This window comes from Maribacter aquimarinus, assembly GCF_047345505.1.
Classification (GTDB): Bacteria; Bacteroidota; Bacteroidia; order Flavobacteriales; family Flavobacteriaceae; genus Maribacter.
This window is the reverse complement of record NZ_JBLFEO010000002.1, coordinates 181,752-200,780: the sequence shown is the minus strand read 5'-3', so window position 1 is coordinate 200,780 and position 19,029 is coordinate 181,752. Positions and strand designations below refer to the sequence as shown.

Genomic DNA, 19,029 nt, shown 5'->3' with positions numbered 1-19,029 from the left:
TGGATCAGCGGCCCTGCATGAGCTTGGCCACATATTTGCCAATGACATCGAACTCCAAGTTCACCGTACTGCCCACCCCGTAGGTATTGAAACGGGTATGCTCATAGGTATAGGGGATAATGGCCACACCAAAGGAATTCTTTTTGGAGTCCACCACGGTAAGGCTGGTGCCATCTATGGTAATGGAGCCTTTTTCAATGGTGGGGTTGCCCAGGGCGCCATCATATTCAAAGGAGTAGTACCAGCTGCCGTCCGTTTCCCGGACCTGCGTACAGGTGCCGATCTGGTCCACGTGGCCCTGCACTATGTGGCCGTCCAGCCTACTGCCCAGGATCATGGCCCGTTCCAGGTTCACCAAATCACCCTGCCGCAGTTCCCCCAGATTGGTCTTTTGCAGGGTCTCTGCTATGGCCGTTACGGAATACTCGTTTCCCTCAATGGCCACCACGGTAAGGCATACCCCGTTATGGGCCACGCTCTGGTCTATTTTCAATTCGTTGGCAAGCGGGGTCCGGACCGTGATGTGCAGGTTGCCGTCCTTGGGCTCCAAGGCCGTGATACGGCCCAAAGTTTCAATGATGCCGGTAAACATGTGTCAGCTAATTTAAGTAGTTTTGCGTTCCAATAGCAAGAAGACAAAGGTACGGCATATGACGGAAGAAAATAGAAAAATAAGGCTGGGCATTTCCATCGGGGACCTGAACGGAATTGGTTGCGAGGTAATGCTAAAAACCTTTCAGGACAGCAGGATGTTGGACTTTTGCACGCCCATTGTCTTTGCTTCCAACAAGACGGTGTCCAACCAAATGAAGGCGTTGGACCTTACCCTGCCCTTCAACGGGGTGCAAGAGGCTTCCGGTGCCTTGGATGGAAAATTGAACATTGTGAACGTCTGGAAGGAAATACCCGAGCTGCGCTACGGGGAAGCAACGGAAGAGGCGGGCAGTTATGCCATAAAATCACTGAAAGCGGCGGTGACCGAGCTAAAGGAGGGCAACATAGATGTCTTGGTCACGGCCCCGATAAACAAGACCAACGTACAGAGCGAGGAGTTCAACTTTCCCGGCCACACGGATTACCTGGCCCAGGAACTGGAAGGGGAAAGCCTCATGTTCATGGTCACCGAAGATCTGAAGGTGGGACTGCTCACGGACCATGTGGCGGTAAAGGACGTTTCCAAGTCCATCATCCCCCGCAAGGTAAGGGACAAGATCAAGACCATTGAAAAATCGCTCATCATGGATTTTGGCATCCAAAGGCCGCGGGTGGCCCTACTGGGCATTAATCCGCACAGCGGGGACAATGGGGTCATTGGCCAGGAAGACGATGAGGTGCTGCGGCCCGTCATTGCCGAGATGGTGAACATGGGGCACCTCACCTACGGACCCTATGCCGCCGACAGCTTTTTTGGCAGCGACGGATATAAAAAATTCGATGCCATCCTTGCCGCCTACCATGACCAGGGGCTCATTCCGTTCAAGACGCTTTCCTTTGGCCAGGGGGTGAACTTTACTGCGGGGCTCAGCAAGGTACGCACCTCCCCCGACCACGGAACGGCCTACGAAATTGCCGGAAAGGGCATTGCGGACCACGGCAGTTTCAAGGAAGCGGTGTTCATGGCCCTGAAGATATTCAAGAACCGATCGGAATATACGGAGCTTACCCAGAACGTGCTCAAAAAACAAAGGCCCAAACGCTGATTTTCCAAACCGAGGCCCGTGCCCCGTGCCCTTGTGCATAATTCGTTGACAACTATTGTTGTTTATTAAAATAATCCTATCTTTGCACCCGCCTTTTCGGCGTGGAATTTAAATCCGTGTTTAAGCGATGGTACAAAAGGAGTTCAATATTCCTTTCTCTGGATTGAAGCAAGGAAGACACGATTTTAAGTTCCAGATCACCGCTGGGTTCTTTGATGCTTTTGGGTTCGATGAGTTCAACGACGCCAACATTGATTTGGCGCTTACCCTGAACAAGACCTCCACGATCATGGAGCTGTCCCTGATGGCCAAGGGCACGGTCAATGTAAACTGCGATGTGAGCAGCGAAGCCTATGACCAGCCGGTGGATGCGGAAATGGAACTGGTGGTGAAGTTTGGCGAGGCGTACAATGATGAGGACGATGAAATCCTGATTTTGCCCCACGGAGAGCACCAATTGAACATAGCGCAATACGCCTATGAAACCATCGTATTGGCCGTGCCGCAAAAGAGAGTGCACCCTGGGGTTTTGGATGGCACGCTGCAAACAGAGGCCCTGCAGCGGTTAAAGGCCCTTGAACCAAGGGAAGCCCGCACGGAGAAAGAAGAGAACGATCCCAGATGGGACGAATTGAAAAAACTATTAACGGACAAATAACGGTATAAATGGCACATCCCAAGAGAAAGATCTCCAAAACAAGGAGGGACAAAAGAAGAACGCATTACAAGGCCGTGGCCCCAACATTGGCCACCGACTCCACCACCGGTGAAATGCACCTCTACCACAGGGCCCATTGGCACGAAGGCAAACTGTACTACAGAGGCCAGGTTTTGGTGGACAAGACCGAGGATGCGGCAGAGGCCTAACCACCACCTATGGAACATGACAAGCTCCCTCTTGCAAAAGTAGGGAGCTTTTTTTCGCAGCTAGCGAAAAACACAGGCCCATAACCGATTCAAAATCGCGGGGAAATTCACAAAAACGTCCTTTTTGGGTCAAAAAGTCGATGAAAATCATTACTTTTCGTCACTTTTACGTGTCTTTTAAACACACACGATAGCATTCAAGGTATGACCAAAACAACCGCTGCCATTACCGCTGTGGGAGGCTATGTCCCTCAGTTTGTCCTTACCAACCAAATGTTGGAGGGCATGGTGGAGACCAATGACGAATGGATCACCAGCAGAACGGGAATAAAAGAAAGAAGGGTATTGAAGCCCGAAGAGGGTGAAGGCACCTCGTACATGGCCATAAAAGCGGCCCGGGAAGTCTTGGAAAAGCGCGGCATTGATGCCTCGGAACTGGACCTCATCATTGTGGCCACGGCCACCCCGGACAGCCTTGTGGCATCCACGGCGGCCTTTGTGGCCTCGGAGATAGGGGCCACCAATGCCTTTGGCTATGACCTGTTGGCCGCCTGCAGCAGTTTTCTCTTCGGCATGTCCACGGCCGCGTCCTACATTGTTTCCGGAACTTACAGAAAAGTATTGCTGATCGGGGCAGATAAGATGTCTTCCATCATCAATTACAAAGACCGCACCACCTGCATCATTTTTGGAGACGGGGCGGGCGCCGTGCTCTTTGAGCCCAACACCGAGGGCCTGGGGCTGCAGGACGAGTACCTAAGGGCAGACGGCAAGGGACGGCAATTTTTGGGCATGGAAGGCGGCGGCTCCCTGATGCCCGCCACGGAAGAATCCGTAAGGAACAACAAACACTTTATTTTTCAGGACGGCAAGACCGTCTTTAAATTTGCCGTCTCGAACATGGCAGACGTTGCCGCCCGAATTTTGGAGCGCAACCACCTGAAAGGTTCTGACGTGGCCTGGCTGGTGCCCCACCAGGCCAACAAGCGCATCATAGATGCCACGGCCAAGCGCATGGGGCTGGAAGGGGAAAAGGTCATGATGAACATACAGAAGTATGGCAACACCACCTCGGCCACCTTGCCCCTGTTGTTGCATGACTATGAGTCCCGGCTCAAAAAAGGGGACAAACTGGTTTTTGCCGCCTTTGGAGGTGGCTTCACTTGGGGATCGGCCTACCTGACATGGGCCTACGACTAACAACCAAAAAACACATTGAACACTATGGATATCAAAGAAATTCAAAGCCTCATAAAGTTCGTGGCCAAATCTGGCGCAAGCGAGGTGAAACTGGAAACGGACGACATTAAAATCACGATCCGCACGGGCAGTTTGGCCTCCAATGAGCCCACGTACGTGCAGTCCATTCCCCTGCCCCAGGCACCCATTGCACAAGCACCGGCCGCCCCAGCGGAAGCGCCGCCGGCCCCAACGGCGCCCGCCCAGGAGAAATCTGAGGACAAGGACAAGTACATCACCATAAAATCGCCCATCATAGGAACTTTTTACCGAAAGCCCTCACCGGACAAACCTGCCTTTGTGGAAGTGGGAGACACCATTGCCGCCGGCGACGTGCTCTGTGTCATTGAAGCCATGAAGCTCTTTAACGATATAGAGTCTGAGGTGTCTGGCACGATCGTGAAAGTCCTGGTGGACGATTCCTCCCCGGTGGAGTTTGATCAGCCGCTCTTCTTGGTAGACCCATCATAACCCAAACCCCAAGTGCGGCCCCTTGGCACCATGGCGAAAACCCAGGGTTCCTTTGGCCACATCTTAAAAAATTGCCAGCACTATGTTCAAAAAAATACTGATTGCAAACAGGGGCGAAATCGCATTGCGCGTGATCCGTACCTGCAAAGAGATGGGCATCAAGACCGTGGCGGTGTATTCCAAGGCAGATGAAGAAAGCCTGCACGTGCGCTTTGCGGACGAGGCGGTCTGCATAGGGCCCGCCCCAAGCAGCGAATCGTACCTAAAGATTCCGAATATTATAGCGGCCGCGGAGATCACCAACGCAGATGCCATACACCCCGGTTATGGTTTCTTGTCCGAGAATTCCAAATTCTCCAGGATCTGTGCGGAGCATGACATCAAGTTCATTGGTGCCTCCGGGGACCAAATAGACAAAATGGGGGACAAGGCCACGGCCAAGGCCACCATGAAAAAAGCGGGCGTGCCCTGTGTACCGGGTTCGGACGGCCTTTTAAAAGACGTGAAGGACGCCAAGAAAACCGCAAAAAAAATAGGTTATCCCGTGATGATAAAGGCCACGGCCGGCGGCGGCGGCAAAGGCATGCGCGCCGTTTGGTCCGAGGAGGAAATGGAAGCGCTTTTTGAGAGCGCGGTGCAAGAGGCCACCGCGGCCTTTGGCAACGGGGGCATGTACATGGAAAAATTGATAGAGGAGCCCAGGCACATAGAAATACAGATCGTGGGAGACCAGTTTGGCAAGGCCTGCCACCTCTCCGAACGCGATTGCTCCGTACAGCGCAGGCACCAAAAACTAACGGAAGAGACGCCTTCTCCCTTCATGACGGACAAACTGCGCGATCAAATGGGAGAAGCCGCCGTAAGGGCCGCGGAGTTCATTAAGTACGAGGGCGCGGGCACGGTGGAATTTTTGGTGGACAAGCACCGAAAATTCTATTTTATGGAAATGAACACCCGGATCCAAGTGGAACACCCCATCACCGAACAGGTCATTGACTACGACCTTATCCGGGAGCAGATCTTGGTGGCCGCCGGGGTGCCCATTTCCGGAAAGAACTATACCCCAAAACTACATTCCATAGAATGCCGCATCAATGCCGAGGACCCCTATAACAACTTTAGGCCCTCCCCGGGAAGGATCACCACCCTCCACACCCCTGGCGGACACGGTGTAAGGATGGACACCCACGTGTACAGTGGCTATACCATACCGCCCAATTACGACTCCATGATCGCCAAGCTGATCACCACGGCACAGACCCGGGAAGAGGCAATCAATAAAATGAAGCGTGCCCTGGACGAGTTTGTCATTGAGGGCGTAAAGACCACCATCCCCTTCCATAGGCAGTTAATGGACCACCCCGATTATCTGGCAGGAAACTACACCACCGCCTTTATGGACGATTTTGAGATGAAGCCCGAAGCAACGGCATAGGCCCTCCGGGAATTTTGGGCCATAACCCCCGAGCACGGCCCACGGCGTTATGGCCCCTTCATTGTTCCGCTGTGGTGGGCAAGGAAAACCCAAAGACATCGCGTAAAATGGCACTGAGTTATTGGGAACACAAGACCTGGCTTTCCAGAATTGGCTTTACGGTGGTTGGCAGTGGCATTGTGGGCCTCAACTGCGCCCTTGCCCTTAAGCAGGCCCATCCCAAGGCCAAGGTGGTGGTCCTGGAACGGGGCGTGCTACCCAATGGTGCCAGTACCAAAAACGCGGGCTTTGCCTGTTTTGGCAGCGTATCGGAACTACTGAATGACCTGGAACACCACACAGAGGCCCAGGTGGTGCAACTGGTTAAAACAAGGGCAGAGGGCATCTTGGCCCTCAGGGAACTTTTGGGCGATACCGCGTTGGACTACCACCAATGGGGAGGCCATGACCTCTTTTTGAAAGCGGACACGGAACGGTTTGAGCACTGTCTGGGCCAGCTACAGTACCTTAACACCCTTTTGGCACCCATTTTTGGGAAAAAGACCTTTGTGCAAACCAAGAACATCTTTGGTCTTGAGGGCGTGCAAGACCACCTTATTACGCAGGTGCACGAAGGGCAGTTGAACACGGGCAAGATGATGCATGCCCTGTTGCACAAAGTACAACAATTGGGCATTGTGGTGCTCAATGGGGTCACGGTAACGGGCTTTGAGGCCAACCCCGGGCATGTAACGGTGGCCACCGACCATTTTGAGTACCGTACCCAACAACTGTACCTGGCCACCAACGGTTTTGCAAAGCAGCTGATCAAAACGGATGTACAACCGGCCAGGGCCCAAGCCTTGATCACCAAGCCCCTGCCCCTGCCGCCACCAAGGGGAACCTTTCATCTGGACCAAGGTTACTATTACTTTAGAAACGTGGATGGCCGAGTTCTCTTGGGCGGGGGCCGAAATTTGGATTTTGCCACCGAGACCACCTTTGAACAAGGAGAAACCGCATTGGTAAGAAAGGAGCTGGAGCGTTTGCTCAAAGAGGTCATTCTGCCTGGCGTTCCGTTTGAAGTAGATCGGTATTGGAGCGGCATCATGGGCGTGGGACATCAAAAAAAACCAATGGTGGAGGCACTGCACCCCAATGTGGCCTGTGGTGTGGGCCTGGGCGGTATGGGCGTGGCCATGGGTACGGCAGTGGGAAGAAGCCTCGCCGCTGCCTTGGATTAAGTAACTGAAGCCCTGTTCAATGACGCCCATCACCTTGATGCCCTTTCCCCTTTTTAAAAGTAAACTACGGGGTAAAGCCCAGGAGGCATTCATAAGAAACTGAATTTTAATTTCGAGGCAAGCCTCGGAGTATCCAACCCTTTGGCGGTGCCAATCAATGAAAGAAATTACGTTTTTTTTTCACTCCATAAAAGAAACAATTTATGGGCCATTTATCAATTGGGAAGGTGGTATTGGGTACAGCATCCGTATTTTCTTGTTATCTTGTGGTCTGTCCATTTGGTTTGGAACGGCCAAATTTCCAGATAAGGAGGCAGTACGGACACTATCTGAAAATGAAAACAAAGTGCACACGGCGCATACGGAACCCCCGCAGTGTTAAGATCATGAAAAAAGTGGCCTTGGCACTACTGCCCTTGTTGCTTCTGGGCTGCGGTCTTGCCCAGACCGACTATGAAAGAAATTACAATGCCCTATGGCGGCAGATCGTAAAAAGCAAGGCCTGGGAAGATGCCTTGCGTGCCTCCCGGGAAAACAGGCCCGATGTCCTTTACGCCGGCCTGGAAGAAAATGGGGCGCTTCCGGAAACACCAAGGGCAAGCCCCTCCCTTGTGGGTTTTTACAAAACCTATGACGCCTTGGTTTCCAGGGCCTATTTCAGGATTTTATCCGACGCCGAGAAGGCGGACGCCCGTTTGGAGGCCAACTACCTATTGACCCAAGACCGCCTCAAGGCCGCCGGTCCAAACAACAGAAAAGCCTTGAAAAAGGAACAGGAAACAGCCTCCCAACAATTCAAGGCCCACAGGGCCATGCTCAACGGGCTGAAATCTTGGAACCTGTTTGGTGGGCACCGTTCCGGCGACCTTGCCTATTTTAAGGCAGAAAACCAAGCGGCCATTGAAAAAATGATGCTGGCGGGAGCCTCCAACGAAAAAATGGTGCTCTTTCTCATCTATAAGCTGGCAGATCTTTACCACCTTGAAGAATAAGCCCGACTTTCTCCGTGAACAAAAAGCACGTGCCCACGCCCACTGCAAGGAAAGCGTGCGCACCCGTATGGAACGCATCCTAGGGCAATTGGAAGACATCAAGGCGGGGCTCACCGCAGAGACCAAGAGCAGTGCCGGGGACAAGCACGAGACCGCACGGGCCATGCTGCACCTGGAGCGGGAGAAGTTGGGACGCCAGTTGGTGCTCCTTGAAAAAGAAAACGAGCTGCTGAACAAACTGGCCAAACATCAGGGCAAGGCACAGGTTGGGGTGGGCAGTCTTGTAAAAACGTCCCAAGGGCTGTATTACATTGCCATCTCGGCAGGGGAATTCAAAGATGGGGAGGACCGTGTTCATTGTGTTTCGGCACCATCTCCCATTGGGCAGGCCCTATTGGGCGGCAAGCTGCACCAGACCCTGAGCTTTCGGGAACGGTCTTTTGAAATTCTTGGGCTGGCCTAGGCCCTAGTGCTCCGGCCGGGCACGATCTGCCTTTTTTTGGGCATTTCTTTTCTTGGCGCGCAGCCTTTTCTCCATGGCCGAACGTGAGGGTGCACTGGCCTTTCGTTTTTTGGGCACCCGCAGGGCTTGCTTGAGCAGGACAAAAAATCGTTTGATCACCTCCTCCTTGTTTTGATGCTGACTGCGATGCCTATCGCATTGCAGTGCCCATGTCCCGTCTTTGTTGAGCCTATTGGCCAACTTGGTCGCCAACCGTATTTTTTCGGCATCGGACAGTCCGGTGGAATGGGCAAGGTCAAAGACCAACACCACCTTGGAAGACACCTTGTTGGCGTGCTGCCCCCCGGGACCCCCACTTCTTATGGCCTTGAACTGTAGTTCTTGAAGCACTTTGGACTTGTCCATTTCCTGGTTTTTCACAAAAATAACAAAACCCCGCTTAGGCCCATGGGGCCTTTCGGACCAAACAAAACAGGGAGGGCAGGAGCGCGTAAACCCAGATCAAAGCCGGTTGCGCTCGCTTACCCTTTTGCGCTTGTAGTTGTCCCGTATGCCGGTATTGCCAAATTTATAGCGAAAACCGAAAGTGAACAGCCGGTTCTCCTGCCGGGTAAAGGTGGTGTTGTCCTGGTCCAGAAACTGGCGGCGGCTAAACACGTTGAGCCTGTTAAAGATGTCCGTGACCCCAATGGAGATGCTGCCCGCTTTGTTCCAGATGCTCTTGCGCAGCATAAGGTCCAGTCCGTGAATGGCATCAATGCGCTGGTTTCCCCGTATCATTGGAGAACCGTAGTAGAAGGAAAGGTCCAGCAACAAGCTTTGGTCTTCCAGAAAGGTAAAGGTCTGGTAGCTGCGGGCAATGAAAGTGTGAATGGAATTTTCTATGGGCAGGCCCGTGCCAAGGTCCGTGAACACATCGTTCTGAAAGAAATAGGCAAAGAGCACATAGCTGTTCCAAAATGGCGCAATGTCCTTGTCAAAGGTAAAGTCAAGGCCATAGCTGTAGTTCCGTTCCAAGTTCACGTTCACAAAGCGCAAGAGATTGGAGGCATTGTCCTGAAAGACCTGTTCCCGGAAGCGGTCCCTGTTGTGGTCATAGATAAATTCCAACGTATAGGTGTCATCAAAGGTATAGCCCAGGGAAAAGCGGGTGCTTATGGTGGGCAAAAGGGCCGGATTGCCCTCTGCCACGGTAAAGTTGTTCTGAAAGTACTGAAACGGGTTTATGGTATTGTACCTTGGCCGCTGGATGCGGCGGTAATACTGAAACACATAACTGTGCTGCTCGGATTTATTGTACTGCAGGGAAAGGGAGGGGAACCATTCCAGATAAGACCGCCGTATGGGCTCGGGGTCAATGTCCAGGTCGCCCAGGGTTTCCGTGTGCTCTGCCCTGAGCCCCGTTCGCAAGCGCCAGTGCTCCCATCTGTTGTCATAGCTCACATACCCGGCGTAAATATCCTCATCATAATTGAAGACGCCGGCCTCGGTGGGGTTAATGCCCGGTTGGTTTCGGTCAAAGCCCTCCTGCAAAATGGTGCTTTCCGAGGCAATGCCGGCATAGCGCAGGCCCGTTTCAAAACGGGCCTTGTCGCCCAGGGGCAGGGAATGGTCCACTTGGGCGGTAAAGAGATGTATGGTCTGCTGGGAGAGGGTGGTAAAATCGTTTTCCCCGGTAAGGGCGCCGTCCAGGTCCAAAAAATCGGTCTGCAGGTCCTGTGAGCTCTGATCGTCATAGTAGGTATAATGGGCATTAACGGACACCTCTGCCCCTTCCTTTTTCAGCTTGTGGACCCAGTCCCCGTAGAAGGAGGCGTTGGCCTGTTCCCGGAAAGAGGTGTTTGCCGTGGTAAAGCTGGAGAGCAAATCTGCGTTGGGGCCTGTGATCAAGGTCCTGGAATCGTCCAAGGTGTTCACCTTTGGGCTCAAGGCGTTAATGGTGGAAAAACTCAGGGTGTTGCGGTCGTTTATCTTATAGTCCAAAAAAGCGCTCACGTTATGCCGCTGTCTTCGCTGTGTGCGGTCCTGGTTGGCCGTCCACAGTTGGTCCTGCTGGTTGGCGGCGCCCATAAAATTGGTGTTGTCCGTGTAGCGGGTGAGCCATTTGTCCCGGGTAAAGCTGTAGTTCACGGAAAAATCCAGCTTCTTTCCCTTAAAAAATTGGTCCGTTCCCACGGTGTGTTTGGCAAAGACCCCTTGCCGGTACCTGTTGAACAAGGCCCCATTGTATCCGGCCACCACATTTTTGTCCATTTTTATATCAATGAGCACCCCGTCCTCGGCGCTGTACTTGGCCGGCGGATTGGTAATGACCTCAATGGCCGCCACGCTGCTGGCCGAGGTACCGGAGAGCAGGTTCTGTACGTCTTCCCTGGGCAGGTTAACGGGCCTACCGTTGATCATGACCCGTACGGCGGTGTTTCCCTTTACGCTCAGCATCCCCTTTACCTCCGTGACACTGGGGGTGGCCTTTAAAAGCTCCCAAAGGGTACCGTCCACAATGGCGGTATTGGCCACGTTAAACACCAGACGGTCCACTTTGCGCTCCAATTTGGGCTTTTTGTAGGTAACCGTAACCCCCTCCAGCTGCTGTGCGCTCTCTTGGATGATGAGGTTGCCGATCTGGGTGTCTTCCCGCACCTCCACTTCCCTGGCCCCAGAGGTGTTCCGTATGTAACTGGCCTGCAAAAGATAGCGGCCCGGTGCCAGGTTGTCAAAGATAAAATGGCCCCCGTCATCCGTTGCGGTTCCCGCCACGACAACGGAATCGGTTGTTTTTAGGAGCACATTGGCAAAGGGAAGGGGGTTTTGATCCCCGTCCAGCACCCTGCCCCCCAAGGAAAACTCCTGCGCCAGCCCTGCCGCCGCACAAAGGAACAAGAGCATAAGAACGGGGTACCTGCCCCTGGTTCCAATACTTGGTGCGCTTTGGCCGTGCCGGCCTTGCTTAATTGGGTCATGGTGTGTTTTCATTTGTTGTAATGCTATGTTATTGCCCAGTGCCCAGGCGGTCTCGCTCTTCCTTTTCCAATTCACGCTCGTTGTCGCGTAGCCTGAAATTGCCAAAGTTATAGGTGAAGCCAAAACGCACAAACTGGGTCTCGGGAACCACTAGGTACCCGTTGTCTTGATTTAAATAGCGTGAAAAAACAGCCCCGTTGGCACGCCCCAAAACATCGTTTGCGGCCACACTGATCTGGGCCCGGTCTTTCCAGAGCGCCTTTCGCAGGCCAAGGGTAAGGTTGGTGGTTTCCCGCTGTATGAAGCTTCCCTCCAAATAACCGGACAGATAGGCAATGCCGGCCTCGGCCTTGAGGCTTCCGTCCTTGCTCAGGGTAAGGTAATTGGTGAGGTCCACGTAGGCGCCGTTGAAGGAGTTGGTAAATTCTCGTTCGGGGCTCTCCAGGGCCAAAAAGGTCTCGTCTTCATGAAAGAAGGAGACATAGGCATAGAGATACCAATGGTTGGTCACGGAAGTGCCATAGTTAAAGTCCAGACCATAGGAGGTGCTTCCCAGCACATTTTGGGCAACGTCCCTGAGCACCCTGTTGCCGTTGTCCTGAAAGCTCAGGGTACTGATGTAGGCCCCGTTGTCCCTATAATAAAGGTCGAAAAAAAAGGATTGTTTCAGGGTGTAGCCAATGTTGAGGTTATGGCTGAAACTGGGAAGGAGGTTGGGGTTGCCCTCCACAAAATTGTTCTCGTTTATAAACGTCCTAAAAGGGTTGAGGTCGTTGTAACGGGGGCGCTGCAGCTTCCTGGAATAGTCAAGGGCCAGGCTGTGGTTCTCGTTGATGTTGTGCAGCACGTACACGCTGGGAAAAAGTTCAAAATACTCCAGTTCATTGATGGTGTTCAATACGGCCGAGGTTCCTGTGCTCACGGTATGCTCTGCCCGAAGCCCTGCCCTTATGCTCCACTTTTCCCAATCTTTTGTGGTGCTGGCATAGCCCGCATAGACCGCTTCATTGTAATTGAAATTGTCCGAAAGGCCCGGAACAAACACTGTGCCGTTGTTCTCGGAAAAATAGTCCAGTGCGCTGTTGGAGGCAATAAAGGAGCCCTTGGCGCCGAGGTCCAAGGTCCAGCCATTGAAGGAGTTGTTGTAATCTACCTGGGTCGTGGCAATGTCAATGTCCTGGCGGGCCTCCGTCAAGAAACGAAAGTCCCGGAAAAAAGCGCCTGTGGCCCCAAAATACTCGGACCTGGCCTCTTGGCTGCGCTGCAGGTCAAAATAGGTATAGTGGGCATTAAAGGAGAGGCTGCCACCTTTCTCAAAACGGTGCTTGTAAGAAAGGTCTGCGGCAATGTTGTTCTTGGCCTCGTCTTCCAGGCTATTGGTGGTAAAAGTGGAGTCCACTGCCCCCACGGCATTGGTGGCCACGGTGCGCTGGTCGTTCACGTATTGGCTAAACGGGGTGAGCTGGGCATTGGCCGTAAAGTTCAGTTCATTGCGCGCGTTAAAGGTGTAGTCCACCACCACCCCGCCGGCATGGGTTCGGGAGCGCTGCGTACGGTCAAAACCATAGTCCCACCGTGCAAATGGGCCGCCGTTGTCCATGAAGTTCACCTCCCCGCGGGTCTCGGTGAACTGTTTTTTGGGGGCATACCCATAATTGGCGCTGAGATTTAACTTTTTGCCCTTGTAAAAATGGTTGGTGCCAAAGTAATACTTGGGAAAAACACCTTGGGTGTAGCGGGTGGTAACATTGCCCTTGTAGCCCAGGGAAATGTTCTTGCTGGTAACAATGTTCAGCACCGCACCGCCCTCCGCATCGTACCGGGCCGGGGGGTTGTGGATCACCTCTATGGAGGCAATGTGCTGCCCTTGATGGTTTTCGAGCAGGTTTCTGATCTCCTCGCTGCTCAACTGAACCTTTCTGTCATTGATGTACACCGTGGCGGCTTGGTTCCTTATCTGTAGCTCATCTTGGGCAAGGATAACGCCCGGGGTCTGCTTTAAGATTTCCCAGGAACTGCCCTGGGAAAGTACGGTATTGGCCACCTTGAAGACCAGGCGGTCCACCTCCCGGACCACTTGTGGCCTGGAGGCCGTTACCGTAACGCCCTCCAGGGTCTCGTGGCCCTGATCTATGACCAAGGCGCCTATTTTCATATCGGTGCGCAGGTCCAGGGCCACCGGTTCCGAGTTTCGGCCCACATAACTGGCATTGAGAAAATAGAGGCCTTGGGGAAGGTCTTGCAGCAGAAAGGATCCGTCCTCATTGGCAGAAGTGCCCTTGACCAGTACCGAATCGCTAACGCGCGACAAGAACACCGAGGCAAAGGGCAAGGGAGCCCCATCCGTGTCCCTGACCTCCCCGGACAGGCTTACCTCTTGGGCCCGGACAAAGGGGAAAAGGCCCAAAACTAAAAACACAAAAAGATGGGGTCTCACGGTTAGGTTGGCTTAAAAATCAAAACTAACAAAAATATACGCCTTTTCGCACAAAAAATGAGGTTTGAGCATACAAACAATGGATACAACGCGCACAGCAATAAGCATAAAGGGCATCAACAACCCGGGTTAAATAAACTATATTTGCAGCAATATTGTGCCGGCCGGGCCATTGCTGGGCCAACGCACATCTTATATTCCTTTTGCTATGAAGAATATTCGAAATTTTTGCATCATTGCCCATATAGACCACGGAAAAAGCACCTTGGCGGATCGCCTTTTGGATTTTACGGGCGCGGTATCCGAAAGGGAAAAAAAAGAACAGCTTCTGGACAGTATGGACCTGGAGCGGGAGCGCGGCATCACCATTAAGAGCCACGCCATACAAATGGAATATACCCGCAATGGTGAGGAGTTTGTGCTCAATCTCATAGACACTCCTGGCCATGTGGACTTCTCCTACGAGGTGTCCCGATCCATTGCCGCCTGCGAGGGTGCCCTTTTGGTGGTGGATGCCGCACAGAGCATACAGGCACAGACCATAAGCAACCTGTATTTGGCCTTGGAGAACGATCTGGAGATCATTCCGGTGCTGAACAAAGTGGACCTGCCCAGCGCCAATCCGGAAGAGGTCACGGACGACATTGTGGACCTGCTGGGCTGCAAGGCAGAGGAAGTGATCCCCGCCAGCGCCAAGACCGGGATTGGCATAGAGGCCATCCTGGACGCCATCATAGACCGCGTTCCGGCCCCGAAGGGCAATTTGGACGAGCCACTGCAAGCCCTGGTGTTCGATTCCGTTTACAATCCCTTCCGCGGGGTGGAAACCTATTTCAGGGTCATCAACGGAGAAATAAAAAAGGGGCAAAAGATAAAGTTTGTGGCCACTGACAGGAACTACTTTGCCGATGAGGTGGGCACGCTAAAGCTTACCCAGCACCCCAAACAGAGCATTAAGGCCGGGGACGTGGGCTACCTGATCACCGGCATCAAGGACGCCCGGGAAGTAAAGGTGGGAGACACCATTACCGATGCCGCCAAGCCCACCCAGAACGCCATTGCCGGGTTTGAGGATGTAAAGCCCATGGTGTTTGCCGGAATCTACCCGGTGGATACGGAAGATTTTGAGGAGCTGCGCGCCTCCATGGAAAAATTACAGTTGAACGATGCCTCTTTGGTCTTTGCGCCCGAAAGCAGTGCGGCCTTGGGCTTTGGGTTCCGCTGTGGGTTCTTGGGAATGTTGCACATGGAGATCATACAAGAGCGCCTGGAGCGCGAATTCAACATGACCGTGATCACCACGGTGCCCAACGTGAGCTACCACGCCTTTACCCGAAAAGATCCGGAAACCCCGGTGGTGGTGAACAACCCCTCCGACCTACCGGATCCATCGAGCATAGACCGCGTGGAAGAGCCCTACATCAAGGCCACCATCATCACCAAATCGGATTATGTGGGCAACGTCATGTCCCTGTGCATTGAAAAAAGGGGGCAGATCACCAACCAGACCTACCTCACCACGGAGCGGGTGGAGCTTAACTTTGATATGCCCTTGGCAGAAATCGTGTTCGATTTTTACGATCGCCTCAAAACCGTTTCCCGTGGCTATGCCTCTTTTGACTATGCGCCCATTGGGATGCGCACTTCCAAACTGGTGCGGGTGGACATTTTGCTGAACGCCCAGCCCGTGGATGCGCTATCTGCCCTGATCCACGCGGACAACGCCGTGACCATAGGCAAGAAAATGTGCGAAAAATTAAAGGAGTTGATCCCCAGGCAGCAGTTTGACATCCCCATACAGGCCGCCATTGGTTCCAAGATCATTTCCAGGGAAACCACCAAGGCCCTTAGAAAGGACGTTACCGCCAAGTGTTACGGTGGCGATATCTCACGTAAGCGAAAACTGCTGGAAAAACAGAAAAAAGGGAAAAAGCGCATGCGCCAAGTGGGGAACGTTGAGGTGCCGCAAGAAGCCTTTATGGCCGTATTGAAACTGAACGACTAAGGTTTCGCCCTGTTCGTTGGTTGTTTTGGGCCATACGGAGCCTGGCGGTGTCAAGGCGCGGCAGGCAATGGTGGTTTTGCAATGGCCACTGAACTTTTTCTACCGGGCTGCTCCCAGTTTTGTGGAGACCTCAGCATATCATTCGCCGCAGCATCCATGAAAAGGATGCCAGAGGACGTTCGGGCCATGTTAGCCCGCAAACGGGATAAGCTGTTTTTGGGGCAACCCCTGAGGGTCGGGGCACCACCAAGGGAAGTAATGAAAAGGGAAAGTGCCCGCCCGACCCTTGGCGTGGAGGGCACTCCCAGTTGGTGCTTTTGTAAGGTGCCCTAGGTTCAATTGGTAAAGGTGTAGCAATTTTCTTCAATGTCCCGAACAAATTCTGCGGCCGTTGCGCCTTCGAGTTGTTCACTGGACAAGACTTGGGATTCGCCCAAGGTTGTGAGCGTTACCGTTCCGTCGCCATTGTCACAGGCCTCCGTGGTAATCTCCATACCCAAAAGCCCCACCTCACAAGAAGCGCATCTGTTGTCGTCATCATCGGAACATCCCGTAAGGGCCAAACTGGCCACGGCCAGGACACTTAGTACAACCTTTTTCATTTTAATTTGGCTTTATTGGTTTAATAAACCTACCCTTTTGGCCGCCAGCCCCAAAACAATTGTTGTGTAAACGGTAAAAGCAGTGGTAAGCCTCCAACCTGCCCCATTGGCCTCCCCGTGGTGTCCTTTTGTGTTCTTGGCTGCGAGAGGTTTTAAGATTAAACATTGGGTAAATGAAAGGCTTTATTGGGTCTTTTCCATTTGGCGCTTTCGGGACCATGAAGAAATCATCCCATTGGTTCTGGGATGAAGGTATGGATGACCTGACCCAGTGTGGGCAGACCGTTTTACCCCTGGACCTCTCCCATTGGGCCATTGGCAAGCTTTTTCCCAAGGTAGGCCAGCGTATGGCCTTCTGTGATATCGGTAAACTCCTGGCTGTAGGCCGGGATGATCTTGAGTTCCCCTTCCGGGGTTTTCAAGAACAGGGGGACAATGTAGGGATCGGCCTTGGTGATCTCTATGAGGCCCTGGTAATGTTCTGTGTCTTTCAGCGCAATTTCGTGGATCTCAGGGTTCTTCCTGGCAGCTTCGGTAAGTTTCACAAAATCGTCCGTATGGGAGAACAGCCCTTCCTTTGGGTTGTTCTCAGGGTCGTTCATCTCATCGGTGTCCACCAGTCTAAACGAGCCGTTTTCCCCAAAATCGCGCTGAAACTTTTTTATGGCATATTTGTTAATGTCCGAGTTGCCGGTAAGGGCCATTACATAACCCACATCACTAAGCTCCACATAATCACTGAGGGCATCGGAATAGATGTTTGCCTCAAAGGCGTCCAGGCCCAGTTGGTTGGCCTTGTTCACATTGGTCTCATTGTTGTCTATGACCACCACGTGCCGTTTGTTCTCTTGCAGGTAGGCCGCAATGAGCCTGGGCACCTGGGAGGCCCCAATGATCAAAATTCCCTCGCTTTTGGTCAGGAAGACCTTGACCAATTTGGCAAAGCGCCTGGCGGTGGTGGCATTGAGCAGCACGGTGCCCAGCACGATCATAAAGACCAATGGGGTAATGTACTCCGCTCCGGGAACGCCCCGTGCTATGAGCTTGGAGCCAAATAAGGAGGCAATGCCCGCCGCCACGATGCCCCGTGGGCCCACCCAACTGATGAAGAGCTTTTCCTTGAGCATGAGATTGGATCCGGAGGAGCTCAGAAAGACCCCCAGAGGCCTAATGACAAAAACAATGACGGCAAAGAGCGCCACGGTCTGCCAAGTGAGGATCAGTTGCAGGTCCTCTATGTCAATGTTGGCGGCAAGCAGAATGAACAAAATGGAAATGAGCAGCACGCTCAGGGATTCCTTGAAATAGAGCAGCTCCTTTCGGTTGGGAAGGTCCATGTTGCCCATGACCATGCCCATGACCACCACCGCCAAGAGTCCGGATTCGTGTGCAAAGACCTCGGACTCCACAAACACCAGCAGTACCACGGAAAGCGAGACCACATTCAACAAATAATGGGGAATAAAGTTCTTTTTTATGGCAAAGGCCAGCCCGTGCGCAAAGGTAAAGCCAAAGGTAAAGCCAAAGAGCAAGATCTTGCCAAACTCCATTAGCGCGGTAAAGGTATAGGCCTCCCCGCCCCCCACGCTGATAAACTCAAACACCAATACCGCCGCCAAGGCCCCTATGGGGTCTATGAGAATGCCCTCCCATTTTAAAATAGCGGATACGTCCTTCTTCAAGGGAATGTTTCTTAAAATGGGGGTGATCACCGTGGGGCCGGTAACAATGATCAAGGCAGAGAAAAGGAAGGAGATCTGCCAACTTAGCCCAAAAATGAAATGAGCGGCAAAACCCGCGGCCAAAAAAGTGACCAAGGACCCCAGGGTGATCAACTTGGTGATCACCGGCCCAACATTGCGTATCTCCGAACGTTTTAGGGTAAGGCCCCCTTCAAAAAGAATGATGCTAATGGCCAGGGAGACAAAATAGTAGAGTCCATCTCCCGGAAAGAGTCCTTTTTTTCCGTTCCAAATGGGTTCAATGAGCTTGCTGCCGTCCACGGTGTACAGGGTGGCGATCGGGCCCACGATCAACCCGATCAAGATCAGCGGCAATATGGCGGGCAATTTTAGGCGCCAAGCCACCCACTGGGCCACAATTCCCAAAATAATGATTCCGGCAAGCTCTATCATGCAAAACAAATTTGGTTAAAAATAGCAATTAACAAGAAGGGGGGCGGCAATCTTCCCTTTTGTTTTCAGCCTTTTGTCCATATGCGTCCAATATGGCCCCATCCTTTATCCCTTTTGGTGGGTTGCCCCCAGTATGGGAGAATCCTTAAAAAAAAGCTTTTTCCCGCACTGGCAATGGGTGCCTGTAGGACATCAATCCCCAATCCTGAAAGGACATAAAAATAGGGCGTTATGGCCAATTTTGTAAGAAATGTTACCTTTGTCCAATACCGTTGACCATCAACATTAAAACATATCAGGAAGGTTTCCCATATTTTCAAGGTTCTGGGCAGAGCCAATGAACGGATCGTATGTTTGCAATAAGGGGCAGGTTCTTTTCTAAAAATGCGCTGGGCGCAGGGCTGCTTGTTTTTTTGGCGGTACTGTCCTTGTCGCCAACGCTGTTTTATCAACCTTTTCCTTTACAAAAAAACAACGGGCAACAGCGGTTAAATGCGCA

At 52.7% G+C, this 19,029-nt stretch carries 16 protein-coding genes; 10 read left to right on the top strand and 6 right to left on the bottom strand.

What is annotated here, in order from left to right; all coding sequences use genetic code 11:
* Window positions 1-4: 4 nt before the first annotated feature.
* The gene (locus ACKWCC_RS02280; protein WP_413994277.1) at window positions 5-592 is read right to left on the bottom strand and encodes a riboflavin synthase; all 588 of its coding nucleotides are present in this window, start codon (window positions 590-592) and stop codon (window positions 5-7) included.
* Window positions 593-650: 58 nt separating this feature from the next.
* On the opposite strand from ACKWCC_RS02280, the gene pdxA reads away from it, so the two are divergent.
* The 9 genes from pdxA (at window position 651) to ACKWCC_RS02235 (ending at window position 8,390) form a co-directional block, all read left to right on the top strand.
* Window positions 651-1,700, top strand: coding sequence for a 4-hydroxythreonine-4-phosphate dehydrogenase PdxA (pdxA, locus tag ACKWCC_RS02275; protein WP_413994276.1), 1,050 nt, complete (start codon window positions 651-653; stop codon window positions 1,698-1,700).
* 127 nt (window positions 1,701-1,827) lie between these two features.
* Window positions 1,828-2,358 carry a YceD family protein gene (locus ACKWCC_RS02270; protein WP_413994275.1) on the top strand — a complete coding sequence of 177 codons (531 nt, stop codon included), beginning with the start codon at window positions 1,828-1,830 and terminating at the stop codon, window positions 2,356-2,358.
* Window positions 2,359-2,366: 8 nt separating this feature from the next.
* Entirely contained in the window at window positions 2,367-2,567 is a 201-nt protein-coding gene (gene rpmF, locus ACKWCC_RS02265; protein ID WP_413994274.1) for a 50S ribosomal protein L32, read from the top strand.
* A 204-nt stretch (window positions 2,568-2,771) separates the two neighbouring features.
* Window positions 2,772-3,767 (top strand): beta-ketoacyl-ACP synthase III, encoded by a 996-nt coding sequence (locus tag ACKWCC_RS02260; protein ID WP_413994273.1) that lies wholly within the window; start codon window positions 2,772-2,774, stop codon window positions 3,765-3,767.
* 24 nt (window positions 3,768-3,791) lie between these two features.
* Window positions 3,792-4,277 (top strand): acetyl-CoA carboxylase biotin carboxyl carrier protein, encoded by a 486-nt coding sequence (gene accB, locus ACKWCC_RS02255; protein WP_413994272.1) that lies wholly within the window; start codon window positions 3,792-3,794, stop codon window positions 4,275-4,277.
* Between the two features lie 82 nt (window positions 4,278-4,359).
* Window positions 4,360-5,712, top strand: a complete 1,353-nt coding sequence (gene accC, locus ACKWCC_RS02250) for an acetyl-CoA carboxylase biotin carboxylase subunit (protein ID WP_413994271.1) — start codon at window positions 4,360-4,362, stop codon at window positions 5,710-5,712.
* A 107-nt stretch (window positions 5,713-5,819) separates the two neighbouring features.
* A complete protein-coding gene (locus tag ACKWCC_RS02245) occupies window positions 5,820-6,935 on the top strand; it encodes an NAD(P)/FAD-dependent oxidoreductase (RefSeq protein ID WP_413994270.1) in 1,116 nt (371 codons plus the stop codon).
* A gap of 335 nt (window positions 6,936-7,270) precedes the next feature.
* Window positions 7,271-7,927: a hypothetical protein gene (locus ACKWCC_RS02240; RefSeq protein ID WP_413994269.1), complete on the top strand. Its 657-nt coding sequence runs from the start codon at window positions 7,271-7,273 to the stop codon at window positions 7,925-7,927.
* Window positions 7,917-8,390 carry a 3-oxoacyl-ACP synthase gene (locus ACKWCC_RS02235; RefSeq protein WP_413994268.1) on the top strand — a complete coding sequence of 158 codons (474 nt, stop codon included), beginning with the start codon at window positions 7,917-7,919 and terminating at the stop codon, window positions 8,388-8,390. The genes ACKWCC_RS02240 and ACKWCC_RS02235 overlap by 11 nt, the downstream gene beginning before the upstream one ends.
* Before the next feature lie 3 nt (window positions 8,391-8,393).
* On the opposite strand, the gene arfB is transcribed toward ACKWCC_RS02235, so the two are convergent.
* The 3 genes from arfB to ACKWCC_RS02220 all read right to left on the bottom strand — a co-directional run bounded on the left by arfB (window position 8,394) and on the right by ACKWCC_RS02220 (window position 13,788).
* Window positions 8,394-8,795: an alternative ribosome rescue aminoacyl-tRNA hydrolase ArfB gene (gene arfB, locus ACKWCC_RS02230; protein WP_413994267.1), complete on the bottom strand. Its 402-nt coding sequence runs from the start codon at window positions 8,793-8,795 to the stop codon at window positions 8,394-8,396.
* Window positions 8,796-8,891: 96 nt separating this feature from the next.
* Entirely contained in the window at window positions 8,892-11,363 is a 2,472-nt protein-coding gene (locus ACKWCC_RS02225) for an outer membrane beta-barrel protein (RefSeq protein WP_413994266.1), read from the bottom strand.
* Between the two features lie 16 nt (window positions 11,364-11,379).
* Window positions 11,380-13,788, bottom strand: a complete 2,409-nt coding sequence (locus tag ACKWCC_RS02220; RefSeq protein ID WP_413994265.1) for a TonB-dependent receptor domain-containing protein — start codon at window positions 13,786-13,788, stop codon at window positions 11,380-11,382.
* Between the two features lie 208 nt (window positions 13,789-13,996).
* Here ACKWCC_RS02220 and lepA point away from each other — a divergent pair, with 208 nt between their 5' ends.
* On the top strand, window positions 13,997-15,793 hold the full coding sequence (lepA, locus tag ACKWCC_RS02215; protein ID WP_413994264.1) for a translation elongation factor 4: 1,797 nt from the start codon (window positions 13,997-13,999) through the stop codon (window positions 15,791-15,793).
* A 335-nt stretch (window positions 15,794-16,128) separates the two neighbouring features.
* Here lepA and ACKWCC_RS02210 read toward each other — a convergent pair whose 3' ends face one another.
* On the bottom strand, window positions 16,129-16,395 hold the full coding sequence (locus tag ACKWCC_RS02210) for a hypothetical protein (protein ID WP_413994263.1): 267 nt from the start codon (window positions 16,393-16,395) through the stop codon (window positions 16,129-16,131).
* Window positions 16,396-16,682: 287 nt separating this feature from the next.
* On the bottom strand, window positions 16,683-18,530 hold the full coding sequence (locus tag ACKWCC_RS02205) for a cation:proton antiporter (RefSeq protein ID WP_413994262.1): 1,848 nt from the start codon (window positions 18,528-18,530) through the stop codon (window positions 16,683-16,685).
* Between the last annotated feature and the right edge of the window lie 499 nt (window positions 18,531-19,029).